Source organism: Nocardia sp. CA-120079 (genome assembly GCF_050955745.1).
Taxonomy (GTDB): Bacteria; Actinomycetota; Actinomycetes; order Mycobacteriales; family Mycobacteriaceae; genus Nocardia.
In genome coordinates this window covers 5,989,559-6,005,088 of the sequence record NZ_CP192088.1, presented here as the reverse complement: position 1 = coordinate 6,005,088, position 15,530 = coordinate 5,989,559, and the positions used below count along the sequence as shown (strand labels likewise).

Genomic DNA, 15,530 nt, shown 5'->3' with positions numbered 1-15,530 from the left:
ACCGGTACCGGATTCGCCGGAATCATTGTGGGTCATTTGGCGGAACCATCGAACCCACTCCGGCGGTCCGGGCGGTATCGGTGTCTAAACTCGGGGTTCGAGATAGAGCTTCTCGCACGGTAGGCGCGGGTAGCCGCTGGTGTCGCCGAGGTCCATGGTCACCGCATCGGAGTAGTGGCGTGCCTGGTATTCGCGCGCGAAAACCAGGGCGGCGGTGAGGCAGGCGGCGAAGTCGAATCGTGCTCCGTGCAGGAATACGCTCAGGTGCACATCTGGCTCGCTCGGGCGTGGAGATGTGTTCGCGCTCATGGGTTCTCGCGGTTCACCACGCCTGTCGGCAGGATGTCTATCGCATCGTGTTCGTCCATGTCGTCATAGTCGGTGCACCAACCGTCCTCATCCACCTCGGTGATCCCGTCGGCGCAGTGACAGAGTGTGACGCTGTCGACCGGGGCGATCGCCAATTTCTCGGCTGTGTGCTCGTGAAAGACCCCGAGCAGCGCCGCTATCGCTGGCGTGATCGTCGTCTTTTGTTGCCGCGCAATATCATTCATCGAACAGCACTCCGATGACGTTGAATGCGTGGTCCGCAAGGTCGTCAACAATCCATGGCCCAAATATGCACTCAGGCATCGGCGGCCCTCCGCCGTACGGGTCGATACGGTCCCGCGCATGCGCGGATGGCATCGACGACCGTGAGCCCGGATGGCCGAAATGCGCATCGGGGTGGTTCGATCCAGCGTCGGAACTGCGCGCCTGTGTCGACCGGTGACGGCAACGCGACAGTGCCACCGGTCCGCACCACCGACACGTTCAGGCGGAACAACTCGGCGAACAGGTGCACGTCATCGGGGATGTCCGGTCGCACGAGCAGTGTCCACCGGTTCGAGCGCGGGTGCGACAGAATCGGGCCGATATCCGAACCATGTTGTTGCATATAGGTTTTCACCGCTCGGCCGAGATGGTCGGGGAGGATGAGTGCCCACACGTGCTCGGCCTTCATGATGATCCGCCCGATGTGCGGCGGGTCGACGGTCGCGGGCAGATCGCACACCCGCCGGTAGAAGTGACAGCGGGACATGGGTGTGTCGCCAAAAGCTATGTGATCCACTGGTGGTCCTCCATCGAGGCGACCGCGACGAATGGGTGGGCAGCACCAGGTGGAGAGGATTCGGCGGTGGCCCACTCGCGCACAGCGTCCGCGAAGCGTTCCACCAATTCGGCGGGATGGTCGACCGCGACAGGTGGCGGCGGACCGCCTCGCGGAGTTCGTTTCGGCAGTTCTGGGTTCAACATCGTTGCCCCTCTGTACGACTGACGTAGCTGCGCCCCGGACCTGACAAGCTCCTGCCGATCAGGGAAGGCGCTGTCATCGTGACCGCATATCCAGAACACCACCCCTTCGAGCCGTACGGAACTGTTTGATCACGAACGTTTGCAAAAAGCTGGTGTCGTTTGACTATTCGCGTCATCCTTGTTTGAGAACAAACGACTCCCGGGAGGATTGAATGGGCTCCGATTCGACGATCGCTCGGCGGCTCTTGAGCATCCAACTCGAGCGGTTGAGAGAACGCGCGGACATCACCCGCGAAGCCGCTGCCAGCGCGATCTCTGTTGCACGGTCAACTATTTGGAAGATGGAGACCGGGCAGCCGGTACGGTTGAACCCGGTGCTGATCGAGCGGCTGTGCAGCCTCTATGAGGCGTCCAAGAAGGAAACTCGTGTTGTCCTCGCATTGGCAGAAGAAGCCAAGGGGGCGGCCAAAGGATGGTGGCAGGCCTTCACCGATGACGAGATCCCCAAGGACTTCGAACTGTTCGTAAGTTTCGAGAGCGCGGCGGAACGGATCACGTCGTACCAGACCACGTTCTTGCCAGGTCTGCTCCACACCGAGGAGTATCGGCGTGCGTTGATCTGGATCGAGTTCCCGAACAAGCCGCCTCACGATGCCGAGCGGATGCTACAGGTAGGCATGAAACGCCAAGCACGCCTTACCGATCGAGAGAACCCCATATCGATGGATGTGTTCGTCGATGAGTCTGCTTTGCGTCGAACTGCGGGCAACGCGCAGGTCATGTGCGATCAGTTGCGACACCTGGCGGATATAGGGCAGTTGCCGAACGTCTCGATCCGGATCGTTCCCCGCACTGTCGGGGCGTATCGCGGGCTAATGGTTGGAACATTCGTCATGCTGGAGTTCCCGCCACATCCGACAGCCGAGCTGACCATGCCGCCGATAATCTACGCGCAGGGCTATCTAGGGGACCTGTACCTCGAGAAACCCGGAGAGGTCCAGCAGTATCGTGAAGCTTGTGCCGACCTTGATCGGTTGGCGCTGGATGTAGAGACCAGCCGTGCTCTCATCCTCGAGGTTGCAGAGGAGTATGCCCAGTGAATGTTGACCTATCCGGCGCTGTGTGGTTCAAGAGCAGCCGTAGCACCGGGTCTAAGGATTGCGTAGAAGTCGCGCACCTGGGCGGGGGCATGGTCGGTGTTCGCGACTCCAAGAATCCGGCCGGCGCGGCACTCGTATTCACGCCGACCGAGTGGGACGCATTCACCGCTGGCGTGAACGACGGCGAGTTCGACCGGCCGTAGGGCGCGCGTCTCCCATGGCTCGCGCCATTCGACGGTGAGTCCCCAACTCTGGCCACGCCCATCCACAAGTCGAGTCGAGCTTCACCATATCAGTGTGGCGGTCGTCGATCGTGCCTACGGAATCGCTTCGCGATCGCCGTGGCGATCGTGTCCGGTGTGTGCTCCTGAATGAAGTGTCGCGCGCGTGGCAGTTCGACTATGTCGAGATCGGTGAAGGTGGCACGCATTCACGGGATGTAGGCTTTCGACCGGCATGCCACGTCGCGTATTCCCCACACCAACAGGGTCGGCTTGTCGCCGAGCAGGGCGGGCACGTCTCGGGCGAGTTGGTCCAGCAGCGGGCGTGCGGTGCGAATTTCATTGGGCATCATGGCGAGTCCGCGCCGGGCTTCCGAGGTGGGCTGTACCGTGCGGTATTCGAGCGGCTAGGAACGGTTCAGCCGCCGCGAAGCTGAGGGGTTTTTAGATCAGTCGCGGGCGGTATGCGTGACGTGCACGGGAACGTCGTCGGCCCAGGGTTGGCGGGTCACCATGTCGGCGACATTCACTGTACCGCGTTCGAATTCGCCGGTGGCGGCGTCGACCAGGCGATAGGACTGGGTTTGTTTGTGGATGGGCTGGGCGTCCAGCAGGACTACGCGGACTTCGCCGGGTTCGAAATGGCAGCGCTCTTGCATGGCGGTGATGAGTTGTTCGTTGTGCATGTGGCCGTCGCCGAAATTCCAGCCCAGGGCGGTGCTGCAGATGCGTTCGCCGTCGGTGAGGGTGTATTCGTCCTCGTGGCCGGATGGCATGGCTCGGTGCACGAGAGTGAACAGGGCGCGGCCGTGGGTGTTCATGGCGCGGAAGGCATATCCCATGTACATCGGGATCTGGGCGCGGTCTTTGCCGTAGAACCGTTCCAGCTGGGCCTGCGGCATGCTGGCGATCGCGACGATGCCGCGCCCGATCTTTTCGGCGGCCGAGGGTTTGATGCACCACATCGTGGTATCCCAGTTGCCGGCGTAGTAGCGCATGCCGGGTAGGAACGAAATCTGGTGCGGGAAAAGGTTTCCGGCGATCACGGTGCCCGCGATGACCAGGAACAGCAGCACCACCGGCACCGGGTGGTGCAGATCGGCGAGTCCGAGATCGGCGTGCGCGACGAATAATACGAGTACACCGAAGATCATGAAGACGTTCCATTCCAGCGGGACACCCATCGGAATGGCGGTCAGGATCGCCAGATGGAAACACACCATTACGAATGCGGCGCCCGCCGTCAGCCAGCCTCCCTGGGAGAAGAGCAGTACCAGCGGAATGCACATCTCGACGGCCGTACCGCCGTGCGCGAAGATGCGGGCCAAGCGGCCTGGCCGCAGGTCGTCGGGAAAGTCCTCGAAGAACTTGCGCTTGAGCGACTTTCGCCGGAACACGGGACTGTTGGACATCATCGTGGAAACCACGAACGGAAAGTGCTTGTTCAGCTTCGATGTCGCCGCACCCATCCAGATCACGACAAAGACCAGCTTCGCGGCGACGATCATATCGGCGGTGAAAAGGGACGTGACGGCGAGCGTCGCATAGACCTCGCCGCGCGCCGCCAGGAATATCACCTTGTCGCGCAACCCGATCAACGCAAGCAGACCCAGGATCACCGCGATCTGCCACACGGGAAGCAGTCCGACCGTCGTATCCAACTCTGGCACCGCTCCGGTTCCGTCGGAGAGCAGGGCGACCACGGTCATCACCAATAGCGCCGCGTACAGCCCGATATCCGCCAGCGAACGGCTGTTCCCCTTGGTCAGCGGTACGACGCCCGGCCATGGCGGCAGCCTAATGGTCTTGGGCCGCAACCAATACAGAATCGATCCCATCGGCGGAAAGAACCGATTGTTCAACGGACCGAACCCGCACCCGAGCCCGATCACCTCGAACAGCAGCGTGTACAGCACAGCCTTTTCGAAGACGATCGGCTCGGACCACCACGTATCGACATTCGCGAATCCATCGATCCCCTTGGTGGACAACGCGATCAGCCAGCCACCGAGGATATAGAGACACACCTTGCCGACATAGAATAAATGCAGCGCGACCGGCGTCCCGAATCCCACCTCGGCCCAATGCCGCGCCATCGGCCGGATTCGTTCACTGCGAGTGCCCTTGCTCCACTCCGCCATATCGACCACAGGCAGGTCGGCTTCGAGAAACCCCATCAAGCACTCTCCGATTCGCCGACACCGGAGCACCAAGCCGAATCACGTACCCCGATGTGCTCCGATACGTTGACAGCTCGGCCATTTGCTGTCAACAACGGGTCCCGACGAACGAGATGATCGCGTGGACGGTTGGCGGGTAGCTGCTTTGACGGCCGTGGCTATCGGCGTTAGTTTCGTGTTCGTGTCTGGTACTCCGCGCTTTCCTGGGCTGAAGTCGGCCGATGCGGATTGGTTGGTGCAAACCGCGCTTGCGGTCGGCGCGGAGCGTGGGTTTCCGCCGCTGGCGGTGGCAGTTGTCGACCTGGCGGGCGAGGTGATCGCCCTGCGGCGAGGCGACGGCGGTATGCCCATGACCAGCCGAATCGCGGTGGCCAAGGCGCGCACCGCGCTGCTTGCACTGCGCCCCTCCGGCCAGATCGAACTGCCCGGCGGAATCGTCGACAGCATCCAACACCTCTACGGCGGCGACTTCGTCCCGTGGGCAGGCGGTGTTCTGGTCACCGACGGTGAGCTGATCCTCGGCGCCGCAGGCGCATCCGGAGCCCATGCTCTCGAAGACGAAGCGGCCGTGCAAACAGCGGTGCAGCGGTGGCAGGATAACCGTTCGGCGCACGCAGGCCCGTTGACATAGATCTGTATTGAGGCGACATCGACGAGGAGACAGGGCCATGAACATCAATGCGGGACGCGTCCGATGAGCGGTGAGCCGCTTGTGCTCTTGCACGGTGTGGCGATGTCGGCGCGGGTGTGGGATCCGTTGATTCCGCAGCTGGCTGCCCGGTACCAGGTGCTCGCGCCGACCGCACTGGGTCATCGGGGTGGGGCGGCGGTGTCGCGGCGGCCCGCGCGGATTGCCGACTTTGTCGACGAGGTCGAACAGTTGCTCGATGAAAAAGGTTGGGCGACAGCACATCTGGTCGGAAACTCACTCGGCGGGTGGACTGCCATCGAGTTGGCGCGCCGGGGTCGTGCACGCACGGTCTGTGCGCTTTCACCGGCCGGATTCTGGGATGCGGGCGGTACCGGGCATGCCGATTCCTCCGCGACCATCGCGCGCAACGTCACCTTCGCGCGCCTGAGCCGGCCGGTCGCACCGCTGACGCTGCGGTCATCGCTGGTGCGGCGGTTGGCCTTGCGGGTCATCGCCGAACACGGCGATCGCCTCGAATCATCGGCGGCCGCCGGCATCGTCGCCGATCTGCTCGGCTGTACGGTCACCGATGATCTACTGAACACCCGAGATGCGATCGCGGATTTCGAGCGACTACCCTGCCCGATCACGGTGGCCTGGTCGCAGGCCGACCGCATCTTTCCGGTGGAGGTCAATGGCGCGATCGCCCAGCAGCGCCTGCCGGGTGTCACGTTCGAGGTTCTCCCCGGCGTCGGGCACGTTCCGATGATCGACGACCCCGAGCTGGTCTTGCGCACGATCCTGACCTGCACCGGCGCGTCCCCCGGTCAGGCCGGGGTTTCCGGCACCAGCTGAGCCCCGGCAAGTCCGCTGCCATCGGAACTGGTGGCATGCGCCACCGATACGGTTCTCGATCAATCCGCGAACTTCTGTGTGTGGTCCGGTGTCGATCGGCGGGCGTGGCCTGCCGCATCGGATCCTGAATGGGGGGTTGTTGGGATGATGAATCGGGTAGGTATTGCGGCATTGGCGGCGGTGTCCGGGTCGATGTTGGCCTTCGGGGTGGCGGGGGCGCAGCAGCCGGATCTGTCGAACGGGTTTCGGTCGCCGTCCGGAAATATGACCTGTGTGGTTGCCGATAAGGGTGCGGTCTGCGAGATCGGCGACCATTCGTATGCGGCGCCGGCCAAGCCGAGCAACTGCTATCAGGCTTACGGCGATCGCATCGTGCTGTTCCAGGGCGATCCGGCACGGTTCACCTGTCACGGTGACACGATCCGGGACAGCAGTCTGCCGATCCTCGACTACGGTCAGTCGTTTCGGTCCGGCGAAGTGTTCTGCGAGAGCCAGACGTCCGGTATGAAGTGCGCGAATACCCGTACCGGCCACTGGTTCTCGCTCGCGCGGGAAGGCTATCAGCTGGGCTGATCGGGTGGTGACGGGACCGGATCGCGCACCCGGTCCCCTTCCTCATCCGAAGCTGACACCGGTCAATTCCTCGGACACTTCCCACAGCCGCCGCTGCCGTCGGGCATCGCGCGACCGTGCGCTGGACTCGACCCGCACGGGATAGCCCTGAATCTCGAATAGTCCTGAGGGGCCGTAATATTCGCCACCCTTGACGTCCGGGTCGGTGGCGGCGCGGAGGGTGGGCAGCGCCCCCATGGCGGGTGTGCGGCCGAACAGGCGGGCGACAGCGAGATTCGGCAATCGGAAGCCCGCGGGGGAGTAGCGGAAGATCTCGGTACTCGCGCCACCGGGATGTGCGGCCGCGGCTATGGCCGGTGTGTCGGTGAGGCGGCGGTCGAGTTCATAGGTGAACAGGAGATTGGCGAGCTTCGATTTGGCATAGGCATTTCCGGTCGGCGCTGCCGGGTCGTCGGCGTCGATGCGGCCGAACCGATGGCCGATGCTGCTGACCGTCACGATACGTCCGGCCGGTGCCGCGACGATCCGGTCGAGCAGCAGTCCGGTCAACGCGAAGTGGCCGAGATGATTTATGCCCCATTGGATTTCGAAGCCATCGGCCGTGGTGCCGGTCAAGCCGGTCACGCCGGCATTATTGATCAAGAGGTCGATGCGGTCGTAGCGATCGCGGAGCACCGTGTCCGCGTCGCGGACCGACTCCAACGCACCCAAGTCGAGTTCGACGACGTCGATAGTGGCGTCGGGTACCAACGTGCGGATCTGATCTGCCGCATCATTGGCCTTGTCGGAATTGCGGCAGGCCAGCACGACGACGGCGCCGTGTTCGGCCAGCACGCGCGCCGTCTCGTAGCCGAGTCCGGTATTGGCCCCGGTGATCACGGCGATGCGTCCGCTTTGGTCGGGAATTTCGGTGTCGGTCCATCTGCTCATCAGCGTCCCTTCTAACATGAACGATGCGTTCACCATTAAAGTGAACCAGTAGTTCATGTTCTGGGCAAGGAGCGAGATGACCGAACGTCCCACCCGGCGCGCCGATGCGCTGCGCAATCGGGAAGCAATTCGCGCGGCGGCCCGCGACCTCGTTATCGACCGGGGGCCCGGCATCGGCATGGACGAGATCGCCTCGGCGGCGGGCGTCGCGGTCGGGACGCTGTACCGGCACTTCCCAACCAAAAAGGACCTCATCGACGCCATCGTCGCCGACCTGGCGGCCGTGATCGGCCGATCGCTGGACGCGGCGCTGGCCCGGGTCGCCGACGGCGCCGGTTCGGCGATCGAAGAGCTCGTCGCGCTGCTGCAGGCCGTCGTGATCGATATGCGCCAGGAACGACTGCTCAGGTTCGCCGTCACCGGACTGGCCGAGGATGCACTGCACGAAATCCAGCAGCGTGGCCGCGACGCGTTGGAACAAATCGTCGCCGCTGCCCACCGTGACAGTGCGCTGTATCCGGATATCACCGTCGACGATGTGATCTTGCTGCTGGCCACCGCCCCCGGCGACGACGTATCCGCGGCGGGACAACTCCGATGGCTGACTCTGGCGCGCCGCGCCCTCACACCCGCGGCCGAGCGGTGAAACTGTCGATGGTCAGAACGCGAGACAGGGAGGCGCCATGCACTGGGATCAGATGTCCGCAACGCCCGATGACCTTCGCGAACGGGTTACACGAGGGCGTCGAAGTGCCGGGCAACTCGGGGTGCTCGGGTCGATCATCGATGCGGCGGAGGGGCCGTGGCTCGGTGCGATGGATACCGATGGCCGGGGTGCTGCGGAGTTGCGGATGCACCTCGCCGGGCGCTTCCGACTCACCGCGGTGGTGACGAGTGCCGGAAAGTTCGAGCTCGTGCAACTGACGGGACCGAGCGCCGATCGGGTGCTGTCGTCGAAGCCGTCGGTGCGGCGCGGGTGGGATGCGGACCAGCGCATGCCCAAACAGCCGGAGTGGCAGGATTACGTGGTGGGCTGGGTGATGTACGCCAGCGCCGAGATCGACCGCCGCGCGGTCGTCGAGTGGCGGCTGGTCGGCGCCGACCGGAAATTGGCGGCGATGAACGACACCGTGGACAACCTGCGCGCCGGCCTACAGGAACGCGAACAGCTGCGCGACGAGCTGGCCGCCGAGGTCGCGGAGTTGCGCGATGAACTCGAATCCCTCACCGGGAGTACATAATCGTTCCCACCGGTGGCAGATGGTCGCTCGTCCAGACATACTCGACGCTTGACATGACAACGTCGGTGAAAGGTGTCCGGGCATGATCATCGGCACGCTGACCGCACTGGTATTGCTGGCCGCCGGCCTGCTCTTCCTGGCGGCCCTCGGCCTCGGGGTATGGAAGTGGATAGCGATGGTCGGTGCACCCGATGGCCGGGCGCACCCGTACGTCGATATCGCCCACCGCTCGGCACTGCTCTATTCGTTCGCGACCGCGATGATCGCGATCTTCGTCGAACTGTCCGGCTGGCCAACCGCGGTCGATGCGATCGCCGCCACCGTGCTGGTCCTGATGTTCGTCATCACGATCGCCAACTACATCAACCACGGCGTCCGCCGCGACACCGACAACCAGATGCACAACCCGCCGCCCGCCATGCGCTGGGTGCTGGTCGCGCTGATCGTCGGTGAAATCGGTGGATTCTGTGTCCTGTTAACGGGATTCGCTGCCGCGCAATTTTTTTAGTCAGGCGACCCGATCGAATTCCAGGTGGAGTTCTTCGGGCGCTCCCACGCTGATGCCGACCGCCGGCGAATCGTTGTGCCCGGTACGAGCCGGAAGTTGGTCAGCCGGGCCAGTATTCGGTCCAATGCGATCTGCAGTTGCAGCCGCGCGAAAACATTTCGCCGATCGGTCCGCCGGGCACCCCGTGGTGTCAAGGGGTGCCCGGCGCGTCGAATGCCTTGTGCCGCAATCAATTGCGGCGCACAACCTACTGTGCGGTCTGCCGCTTCGGCAGCTTCCAGCCCGGTCGCGGGAAGTGGCAGGTGTAGCCGTCCGGGTAGCGCAGCAGGTAGTCCTGGTGCTCGGGCTCGGCGTCCCAGAACGCACTCGCCGCGGTCACCTCGGTGACCACCTTGCCCGGCCACAGGCCCGAGTCGTCGACATCGACGATGGTTTCCTGCGCGACGCGCTTCTGCTCGTCGTCGAGATAGAAGATCGCCGAACGGTAGCTGGAGCCGATGTCGTTGCCCTGGCGGTCCTTCGTCGTCGGATCATGGATCTGGAAGAAGAACTCCAGCAGCGCACGGTAGTCGGTCTGCGCCGGGTCGTAGATGATCTCGACGGCCTCGGCATGGCCCGGGTGGTTGCGGTAGGTCGGGTGATCGTTTTGCCCGCCGGAGTAGCCGACGCGCGTCGAAATCACCCCCGGCTGCTTACGAATCAAGTCCTGCATGCCCCAGAAGCATCCGCCGGCCAGAATCGCCTTTCGCGTGTCGCTCATGACTCCGCCTCGCTGACGCTCGGCTCCGTCACCGACAGGTCGGCTGTGCTGATTGGTCGCTCGCTGCGCTCGCTCACGCGTCCTCCTTACTGAACATGGTCTTGTACCGACCGTAGCCTTCCGCCTCGAGGTCATCGAGGTGGATGAACCGCAGGGCCGCCGAGTTGATGCAATACCGCAGACCGCCCGCCGCGCGGGGTCCGTCGGTGAACACATGCCCGAGATGGCTGTCACCGTGCGTCGAACGCACCTCGGTGCGGACCATCAGATGACTGAAATCCCGCTTCTCGACGACGTTCTCGCTATCGATCGGCTTGGTGAAACTCGGCCATCCCGAACCGCTGTCGAACTTGTCGACCGAGGCGAACAACGGTTCACCGGAGACCACGTCCACGTAGATACCCGGCTCGTGATTGTCCCAGTACTCGCCCGTGAACGCCCGCTCGGTCCCGTTCTGCTGGGTGACGTGGTACTGCTCGGGCGACAGCGCGTCCACCGCGGCGGGGTTCCGGTTGTATTCCTGTGCCACCTGACCTCCTCATATCGGCCCCACGTACAACCCGCGGTCCGATCCGGAAAGTCCCCGCCGAGCAGCGCGTCATACTTCCGTCATTATTGTCCGGCCAGGACCTCGCGCAGTGTGCGCGCGAAGGCTTCGGGCTGACCCTGATACCCGTAGTCGCCGCCGAGGAAGCCGCCGTGATGGCTCGGGAATACGGTTGCCTGCTGGCCGAGCAGCTCTGCGGCGGCCACCGATGTGCGTGCGGTGAAGGTGCCCACGGACTCCTCGCCGACGGCGATCACGACCCGGGTCGGTGCGGCCGACAGCGCGGCGATATCGGGGTGGTAGCTGCTGATCGCCCACGACCGGTCGGACAGCAGCGGATCGTCCCGAGAACCGTCGTCCTCGCTCGGCATTCCGAACATGGCGGGGTCGGCGGCGGGCTGGGCGAAGTAGTCGTCGGTGTATTCGCCCTGCCATGAGGTCATCGCGATGAAGGTCGCCATGCCCGCACCGAAGCCCTTGGCCTCGTATGCCTCGCGAACTCCCGCACGGGCGCGCTCCGCGGCGGCCGCGTCGGGCAGCACCGGAATGAGCGGCGGCTCATGGGCCACCAACGTGCTGACGTCGTTCGGATAGGCCGCTACCAGCGCGAGCGCGGTGACCGCGCCGCCGCTGCTCCCGAACAGCTCGACCGGGCCCGCGCCGAGCGCCTCGATCACGGCGTGCACGTCCTCGGCCTGGACCGTCGGCGTGTTGTCGACCCGGCCGTCCTTGCGTGTGCTGCGGCCGAGTCCGCGCGGATCGTAGGTGACCACCGTGCGATCCGGAAAGTACGAGGCCAACGTGCTGAACCCACCGGCATCCATGGGCTGCCCGATCATGACCAGCGGCGGGCGTCCCCCATCGGTGGGCAGCGGCCCGTGCACGTCGTACACGATGTCGGCTCCGGCGGTTTCCAGCGTGTGTGTCGTCATACCGGTATCGACGTCGCTCCCGTCGCAAATTCATCGGTTCGTGCGGAAGGCATCGCGGAGCCAGGGCGCTCGGCGGTGGTGCGGGCGGAACCGGTCGGCCCAGCGGGGGTTCGATTCGTCGCGGCGGTAGGCAGCGAGCTGGCCCGCCATCGTGAAGTGCAGGTGGGTGGCCTTGCCGATCACCTCACCATCGGTGGCAAGCGCCTCCGGCCTCGGCAATTGCACATACAGCTCGGGCAACCGGCGCTCGCCGTAGACCTTGCTGTGGCCGATCGCGGCCAGCAGTAGAGCCACCAATGCGCGGGTGCGCGACCAGCGCAGATCGGCGCGCAGCCAGCGGACGTCGAGTAGTCCGGCGTCGAGCCGGTCGCGGAAGGCGGGTACGGCGCCGTGCGGGTGGTAGGGGCCGTTGCCGATGAACAGGAACCACACTCGCTGCCAGCGATCGTCGAGATAGATCTCGATCGGTTCGGCCCGGCGCAGGGTGACCACCAGCGCGGCCGCGAAGGCGGGCCATTTGCCCCAGCGCGCTTGCCATTGCTCGCGCAGCCGCACCAGGTCCGGATAGGCGCCGATGCTGGCGGTATTGATCAAATGCCTGGTGTGCGAACCGGTTTCGTCACCGTATTCGACGCGCGCGATATCGACCGCGACCGCCTCGCCGGTACCGGTCGCATCGATCACCTCGCGCAAATCGTAGACGCCGAGATCACGCGCGAAATGGTTGAGCGTGCCGGTGGGGATGACGGCCAGCGGCAACTCGTGCCGCAGCGCCACCGCGGCCGCGGCCGCCACGGTGCCGTCGCCGCCGGCGATGCCCAACGCCAGCACCGGCGCGGCGTTTTCGGCGAGCGCCCGCTCGAGTTGTTCGGCGGCATCCAGGTCGGGTTCGGTGCGCAGGACGGTGGCGGCGGGCAGGGCCGCGATGATATCGGCGGTGGGATCGTAGTTCGGATCGCCGGAAACCGGATTCACCAAAACCAAAAGACCCTTGCCGTCCGCCAATGCGGGCGCCTCACGGACCAGCCTGGCCTGTGCCTCGTCCGATTCACGCACCGGCCACCAGCGTCGGGTGGCCAATGCGATACCGGAACCTACGGCCGCCCCGACCAGCACATCGGAGCTCCAGTGCACGCCGGTGTGCACCCGCGAGTAGGCGACGGTGGCCGCCAGCGGGGCGACAACCAGTGCGGTGCGCGGACTTTCGAGCGCGACCGCCGTGGCGAATGCCGCCGCGCAGGCGCTGTGGCCGGACGGGAAGGAGGACGACTTCGGGGCCGGCGTCAGCCGCCGGTATGCGGGCAAGAGTTCGGCGGCCGGTCGGCGCCGCGCAATGAGCGTCTTGAGTCCGAGGTTGACGGCCAGGCTCGCGCCCCCGACGGAGACGACCCCACGCAGCGCGGCGCGCCGCGGTGTGCCCTGGCGGGTGGCGAGCAGCGCCGCGCAGACCAGCCACAGCGCGCTGAAATCGGCGCTCTTGGTGACCCGCAGCAGGCCGTCGTCGACCATGGAGGCCGGTAATTCCGCGACCGCGCTGCCGACCGCCCGATCGAATCGTCCGACTCTGTGGAACTTTCGCCGCACCCAGCTACTCACTCGCTCGACATTACCGATCGCGGCGGACGGCGTGTGGGCGCCGTCGTCAGCGCAGTGGATCTTGCTCGCCAGCGATTTCGCTGCCGGGGGAGCACGATAGGAGCATAGGGTTCACCTATGACGAGCAACCCGTTCTTCGAGCCAAGTGCGCTGCCGTATGAGCTTCCTCCGTTCGCCGAGATCGGTGCGGAGCACTATTTGCCTGCGTTCGAGCGAGGGATGGCGGAGCAATTGGCAGAGGTTGCCGCCATCACCTCGAGTGGGGAAGCGCCGAGTTTCGCGAATACCATTGCGGCGTTGGAGCGTTCGGGAGCGGTGCTGACGCGCGTCGCGAATGTGTTCTTCAATATCGCGAGCTCCGATTCCAGCGAGGCCACCGATGCGATCGAGGCCGAGGTATCGCCGAAGCTGGCGGCGCACCGGGACGCGATCTACTTGGATCCTGAGCTCTTCGCGCGGGTCGAGGCACTCTACGGTCGCCGCGGCGAACTGGGATTGGATCCCGAGGAAGCGCGACTGCTGGAGCGATATCATATTCGGTTCGTGCGGGCAGGGGCTCGGCTGGATGCGGCCGGGCAAGCGCGTTTGCGTGAGTTGAATGCGGAACTCGCCACGGCGGCAACTGAATTCGGTCAGAATATTTTGGCGGCGACCAATGGTGCGACGGTAGTCGTCGAGTCGGCGGCGGAATTGTCGGGGCTCGGGCAGACGGCGGTGGCAGCCGCCGCGGCGAACGCTCGGGAGTTGGGGCGCGACGGCGCGTGGGCGCTTCGGCTGCAGAACGTTTCGAATCAGCCCGTACTGGCGGAACTGGCCGACCGGGACGTGCGGCGGCGGGTGATGGCGGCTTCGCTGGGGCGCGGCCTGGGTGACAACGGCGCGCTCGCCGTGCGCATCGCGAAATTGCGAGCCGAACGGGCTGCGCTGCTGGGTTATTCGGACCATGCGGCGTATGCGGTCGAGGATCAGACCGCGAAAACCGCTGCGGCGGTGGAGGAAATGCTCGGGCGGTTGGTCGCGCCCGCAGTGTCCAACGCAGAGCGTGAGGCAGCCGAGTTGGCGCAGGCCATGGGTGGGCAGGAGCTGCGCTCGTGGGATTGGCAGTTCTGGTCGGAAAAGATTCGGGCCGAACGTTTTTCGGTGGACGCGGAAGCGTTGCGTCCCTATTTCGAGCTCGAACGGGTGTTGCGCGACGGTGTCTTCTTCGCCGCCGAGCAGGTGTACGGGATCACCTTCCAGGAGCGGCAGGATCTGGTCGGATATCACCCGGAAGTGCGGATCTTCGAGGTATTCGACGCGGACGGCAGGGCACTCGGACTGTTCCTCGGTGACTTCTTCGCGCGCCCGTCCAAGCGTGGCGGGGCGTGGATGAACGAATTGGTCAGCCAGTCACGGCTTTTGGGCAAGCGGCCGGTGGTGGTCAACAACCTCAATATCGTGCCGCCCCCCGCGGGCGAACCCGCCCTGCTCACCTGGGACAACGTGCGCACGCTCTTCCACGAGTTCGGGCACGCGCTGCACGGGCTGTTCTCGGATGTGATGTACCCGTTCTTCTCCGGGACCGAAGTACCGCGGGATTTCGTCGAATTCCCGTCCCAGGTGAACGAGATGTGGATGTCGCGACCGGAGGTACTCGCCAACTACGCCAGGCATATCGAGACCGGTGAACCGATGCCCACCGAACTCGTCGAGCGGATGGCGCAGGCCGAGCGTTTCGGCACGGGCTTCAAAACCGTCGAATACCTCGGCGCGACACTGCTGGACTGGGCGTGGCATCGCGTGCCCGCACCAGAGGCGTTGGCCGACACCGATGCCGAGGCGTTCGAAGAGGAAGCTCTGCGCAAGGCGGGTCTGGCTATCGATGCGATTCCGCCGCGCTACCGGACCGGCTACTTCGCCCACATCTTCTCCGGCGGCTACGCGGCGGGCTACTACTCCTATATCTGGAGCGAGGTGCTGGACGCGGACACCGTCGAGTGGTTCGACGAGGGCGAGGAGTCCGTCCGGGAAAAGGGTGAGACTTTCCGCCGCCAACTGCTCTCCCGCGGTGGCTCGGTCGACCCGCTCGAGGCCTTCGAATCCTTCCGCGGCCGCGCCCCCGTAATCGAACCGCTCCTGGTCCGGCGCGGTCTGCTGAACTGATCCACAGCGCTGGAACCG

General features: G+C 64.9%; 20 protein-coding genes. 9 read left to right on the top strand and 11 right to left on the bottom strand.

The features are described 5' to 3' along the window. Positions 1-84: 84 nt before the first annotated feature. Genes ACQPYR_RS27825 through ACQPYR_RS27810 form a run of 4 tightly spaced genes read right to left on the bottom strand, consistent with a single transcriptional unit; the run spans position 85 to position 1,296 of the window. Positions 85-270 carry a hypothetical protein gene (locus tag ACQPYR_RS27825; protein WP_433621897.1) on the bottom strand — a complete coding sequence of 62 codons (186 nt, stop codon included), beginning with the start codon at positions 268-270 and terminating at the stop codon, positions 85-87. 35 nt (positions 271-305) lie between these two features. Then, positions 306-602, bottom strand: a complete 297-nt coding sequence (locus tag ACQPYR_RS27820) for a hypothetical protein (protein ID WP_433621896.1) — start codon at positions 600-602, stop codon at positions 306-308. Between the two features lie 23 nt (positions 603-625). Continuing rightward, positions 626-1,081: a DNA-directed RNA polymerase subunit beta gene (locus ACQPYR_RS27815; RefSeq protein WP_433621895.1), complete on the bottom strand. Its 456-nt coding sequence runs from the start codon at positions 1,079-1,081 to the stop codon at positions 626-628. Between the two features lie 17 nt (positions 1,082-1,098). Continuing rightward, positions 1,099-1,296: a hypothetical protein gene (locus tag ACQPYR_RS27810; RefSeq protein ID WP_433621894.1), complete on the bottom strand. Its 198-nt coding sequence runs from the start codon at positions 1,294-1,296 to the stop codon at positions 1,099-1,101. A gap of 212 nt (positions 1,297-1,508) precedes the next feature. Here ACQPYR_RS27810 and ACQPYR_RS27805 point away from each other — a divergent pair, with 212 nt between their 5' ends. Both ACQPYR_RS27805 and ACQPYR_RS27800 read left to right on the top strand, forming a co-directional pair. Beyond that, complete coding sequence (locus tag ACQPYR_RS27805) at positions 1,509-2,396, top strand: helix-turn-helix domain-containing protein (RefSeq protein WP_433621893.1); 888 nt, start codon at positions 1,509-1,511, stop codon at positions 2,394-2,396. After that, on the top strand, positions 2,393-2,599 hold the full coding sequence (locus ACQPYR_RS27800) for a DUF397 domain-containing protein (RefSeq protein WP_433621892.1): 207 nt from the start codon (positions 2,393-2,395) through the stop codon (positions 2,597-2,599). Before ACQPYR_RS27805 ends, ACQPYR_RS27800 begins: the two co-directional genes overlap by 4 nt. A gap of 227 nt (positions 2,600-2,826) precedes the next feature. Here ACQPYR_RS27800 and ACQPYR_RS27795 read toward each other — a convergent pair whose 3' ends face one another. After that, positions 2,827-2,970 carry a hypothetical protein gene (locus ACQPYR_RS27795; RefSeq protein ID WP_433621891.1) on the bottom strand — a complete coding sequence of 48 codons (144 nt, stop codon included), beginning with the start codon at positions 2,968-2,970 and terminating at the stop codon, positions 2,827-2,829. 96 nt (positions 2,971-3,066) lie between these two features. Then, the gene (locus ACQPYR_RS27790) at positions 3,067-4,794 is read right to left on the bottom strand and encodes a DUF3556 domain-containing protein (protein ID WP_433621890.1); all 1,728 of its coding nucleotides are present in this window, start codon (positions 4,792-4,794) and stop codon (positions 3,067-3,069) included. Between the two features lie 184 nt (positions 4,795-4,978). Here ACQPYR_RS27790 and ACQPYR_RS27785 point away from each other — a divergent pair, with 184 nt between their 5' ends. The 3 genes from ACQPYR_RS27785 to ACQPYR_RS27775 all read left to right on the top strand — a co-directional run bounded on the left by ACQPYR_RS27785 (position 4,979) and on the right by ACQPYR_RS27775 (position 6,856). Beyond that, positions 4,979-5,428: a GlcG/HbpS family heme-binding protein gene (locus ACQPYR_RS27785; RefSeq protein ID WP_433621889.1), complete on the top strand. Its 450-nt coding sequence runs from the start codon at positions 4,979-4,981 to the stop codon at positions 5,426-5,428. Between the two features lie 63 nt (positions 5,429-5,491). Continuing rightward, positions 5,492-6,283 carry an alpha/beta fold hydrolase gene (locus tag ACQPYR_RS27780; protein ID WP_433621888.1) on the top strand — a complete coding sequence of 264 codons (792 nt, stop codon included), beginning with the start codon at positions 5,492-5,494 and terminating at the stop codon, positions 6,281-6,283. Between the two features lie 144 nt (positions 6,284-6,427). After that, positions 6,428-6,856: a DUF6636 domain-containing protein gene (locus ACQPYR_RS27775; protein ID WP_433621887.1), complete on the top strand. Its 429-nt coding sequence runs from the start codon at positions 6,428-6,430 to the stop codon at positions 6,854-6,856. Between the two features lie 42 nt (positions 6,857-6,898). On the opposite strand, the gene ACQPYR_RS27770 is transcribed toward ACQPYR_RS27775, so the two are convergent. Then, the gene (locus ACQPYR_RS27770; protein WP_433635258.1) at positions 6,899-7,786 is read right to left on the bottom strand and encodes an oxidoreductase; all 888 of its coding nucleotides are present in this window, start codon (positions 7,784-7,786) and stop codon (positions 6,899-6,901) included. A gap of 76 nt (positions 7,787-7,862) precedes the next feature. On the opposite strand from ACQPYR_RS27770, the gene ACQPYR_RS27765 reads away from it, so the two are divergent. The 3 genes from ACQPYR_RS27765 (at position 7,863) to ACQPYR_RS27755 (ending at position 9,535) form a co-directional block, all read left to right on the top strand. Further along, positions 7,863-8,432 carry a TetR/AcrR family transcriptional regulator gene (locus ACQPYR_RS27765; protein ID WP_433621886.1) on the top strand — a complete coding sequence of 190 codons (570 nt, stop codon included), beginning with the start codon at positions 7,863-7,865 and terminating at the stop codon, positions 8,430-8,432. A 37-nt stretch (positions 8,433-8,469) separates the two neighbouring features. Further along, positions 8,470-9,027 (top strand): hypothetical protein, encoded by a 558-nt coding sequence (locus tag ACQPYR_RS27760; protein WP_433621885.1) that lies wholly within the window; start codon positions 8,470-8,472, stop codon positions 9,025-9,027. 82 nt (positions 9,028-9,109) lie between these two features. Next, entirely contained in the window at positions 9,110-9,535 is a 426-nt protein-coding gene (locus ACQPYR_RS27755; protein ID WP_433621884.1) for a hypothetical protein, read from the top strand. Positions 9,536-9,782: 247 nt separating this feature from the next. On the opposite strand, the gene msrA is transcribed toward ACQPYR_RS27755, so the two are convergent. The 4 genes from msrA to ACQPYR_RS27735 all read right to left on the bottom strand — a co-directional run bounded on the left by msrA (position 9,783) and on the right by ACQPYR_RS27735 (position 13,370). Further along, positions 9,783-10,295 (bottom strand): peptide-methionine (S)-S-oxide reductase MsrA, encoded by a 513-nt coding sequence (gene msrA, locus ACQPYR_RS27750; RefSeq protein WP_433621883.1) that lies wholly within the window; start codon positions 10,293-10,295, stop codon positions 9,783-9,785. Between the two features lie 73 nt (positions 10,296-10,368). After that, positions 10,369-10,824, bottom strand: coding sequence for a peptide-methionine (R)-S-oxide reductase MsrB (msrB, locus tag ACQPYR_RS27745; protein WP_433621882.1), 456 nt, complete (start codon positions 10,822-10,824; stop codon positions 10,369-10,371). A gap of 83 nt (positions 10,825-10,907) precedes the next feature. Next, positions 10,908-11,774: an alpha/beta fold hydrolase gene (locus ACQPYR_RS27740; protein WP_433621881.1), complete on the bottom strand. Its 867-nt coding sequence runs from the start codon at positions 11,772-11,774 to the stop codon at positions 10,908-10,910. Positions 11,775-11,804: 30 nt separating this feature from the next. Further along, a complete protein-coding gene (locus ACQPYR_RS27735) occupies positions 11,805-13,370 on the bottom strand; it encodes a bifunctional phosphatase PAP2/diacylglycerol kinase family protein (RefSeq protein WP_433621880.1) in 1,566 nt (521 codons plus the stop codon). A gap of 117 nt (positions 13,371-13,487) precedes the next feature. Here ACQPYR_RS27735 and ACQPYR_RS27730 point away from each other — a divergent pair, with 117 nt between their 5' ends. Further along, positions 13,488-15,512: a M3 family metallopeptidase gene (locus ACQPYR_RS27730; protein WP_433621879.1), complete on the top strand. Its 2,025-nt coding sequence runs from the start codon at positions 13,488-13,490 to the stop codon at positions 15,510-15,512. Positions 15,513-15,530 lie beyond the last annotated feature (18 nt).

What these genes read in the sequence shown, in the direction of transcription:
- ACQPYR_RS27815 (WP_433621895.1), bottom strand. Translation starts at nt 1,081, where the DNA reads ATGTCCCGCTGTCACTTCTACCGGCGGGTGTGCGATCTGCCCGCGACC.
- ACQPYR_RS27810 (WP_433621894.1), bottom strand. Translation starts at nt 1,296, where the DNA reads ATGTTGAACCCAGAACTGCCGAAACGAACTCCGCGAGGCGGTCCGCCG.
- ACQPYR_RS27805 (WP_433621893.1), top strand. Translation starts at nt 1,509, where the DNA reads ATGGGCTCCGATTCGACGATCGCTCGGCGGCTCTTGAGCATCCAACTC.
- ACQPYR_RS27795 (WP_433621891.1), bottom strand. Translation starts at nt 2,970, where the DNA reads ATGATGCCCAATGAAATTCGCACCGCACGCCCGCTGCTGGACCAACTC.
- ACQPYR_RS27790 (WP_433621890.1), bottom strand. Translation starts at nt 4,794, where the DNA reads ATGGGGTTTCTCGAAGCCGACCTGCCTGTGGTCGATATGGCGGAGTGG.
- ACQPYR_RS27780 (WP_433621888.1), top strand. Translation starts at nt 5,492, where the DNA reads ATGAGCGGTGAGCCGCTTGTGCTCTTGCACGGTGTGGCGATGTCGGCG.
- ACQPYR_RS27775 (WP_433621887.1), top strand. Translation starts at nt 6,428, where the DNA reads ATGATGAATCGGGTAGGTATTGCGGCATTGGCGGCGGTGTCCGGGTCG.
- ACQPYR_RS27770 (WP_433635258.1), bottom strand. Translation starts at nt 7,786, where the DNA reads ATGAGCAGATGGACCGACACCGAAATTCCCGACCAAAGCGGACGCATC.
- ACQPYR_RS27765 (WP_433621886.1), top strand. Translation starts at nt 7,863, where the DNA reads ATGACCGAACGTCCCACCCGGCGCGCCGATGCGCTGCGCAATCGGGAA.
- ACQPYR_RS27760 (WP_433621885.1), top strand. Translation starts at nt 8,470, where the DNA reads ATGCACTGGGATCAGATGTCCGCAACGCCCGATGACCTTCGCGAACGG.
- ACQPYR_RS27755 (WP_433621884.1), top strand. Translation starts at nt 9,110, where the DNA reads ATGATCATCGGCACGCTGACCGCACTGGTATTGCTGGCCGCCGGCCTG.
- msrA (WP_433621883.1), bottom strand. Translation starts at nt 10,295, where the DNA reads ATGAGCGACACGCGAAAGGCGATTCTGGCCGGCGGATGCTTCTGGGGC.
- ACQPYR_RS27740 (WP_433621881.1), bottom strand. Translation starts at nt 11,774, where the DNA reads ATGACGACACACACGCTGGAAACCGCCGGAGCCGACATCGTGTACGAC.
- ACQPYR_RS27730 (WP_433621879.1), top strand. Translation starts at nt 13,488, where the DNA reads ATGACGAGCAACCCGTTCTTCGAGCCAAGTGCGCTGCCGTATGAGCTT.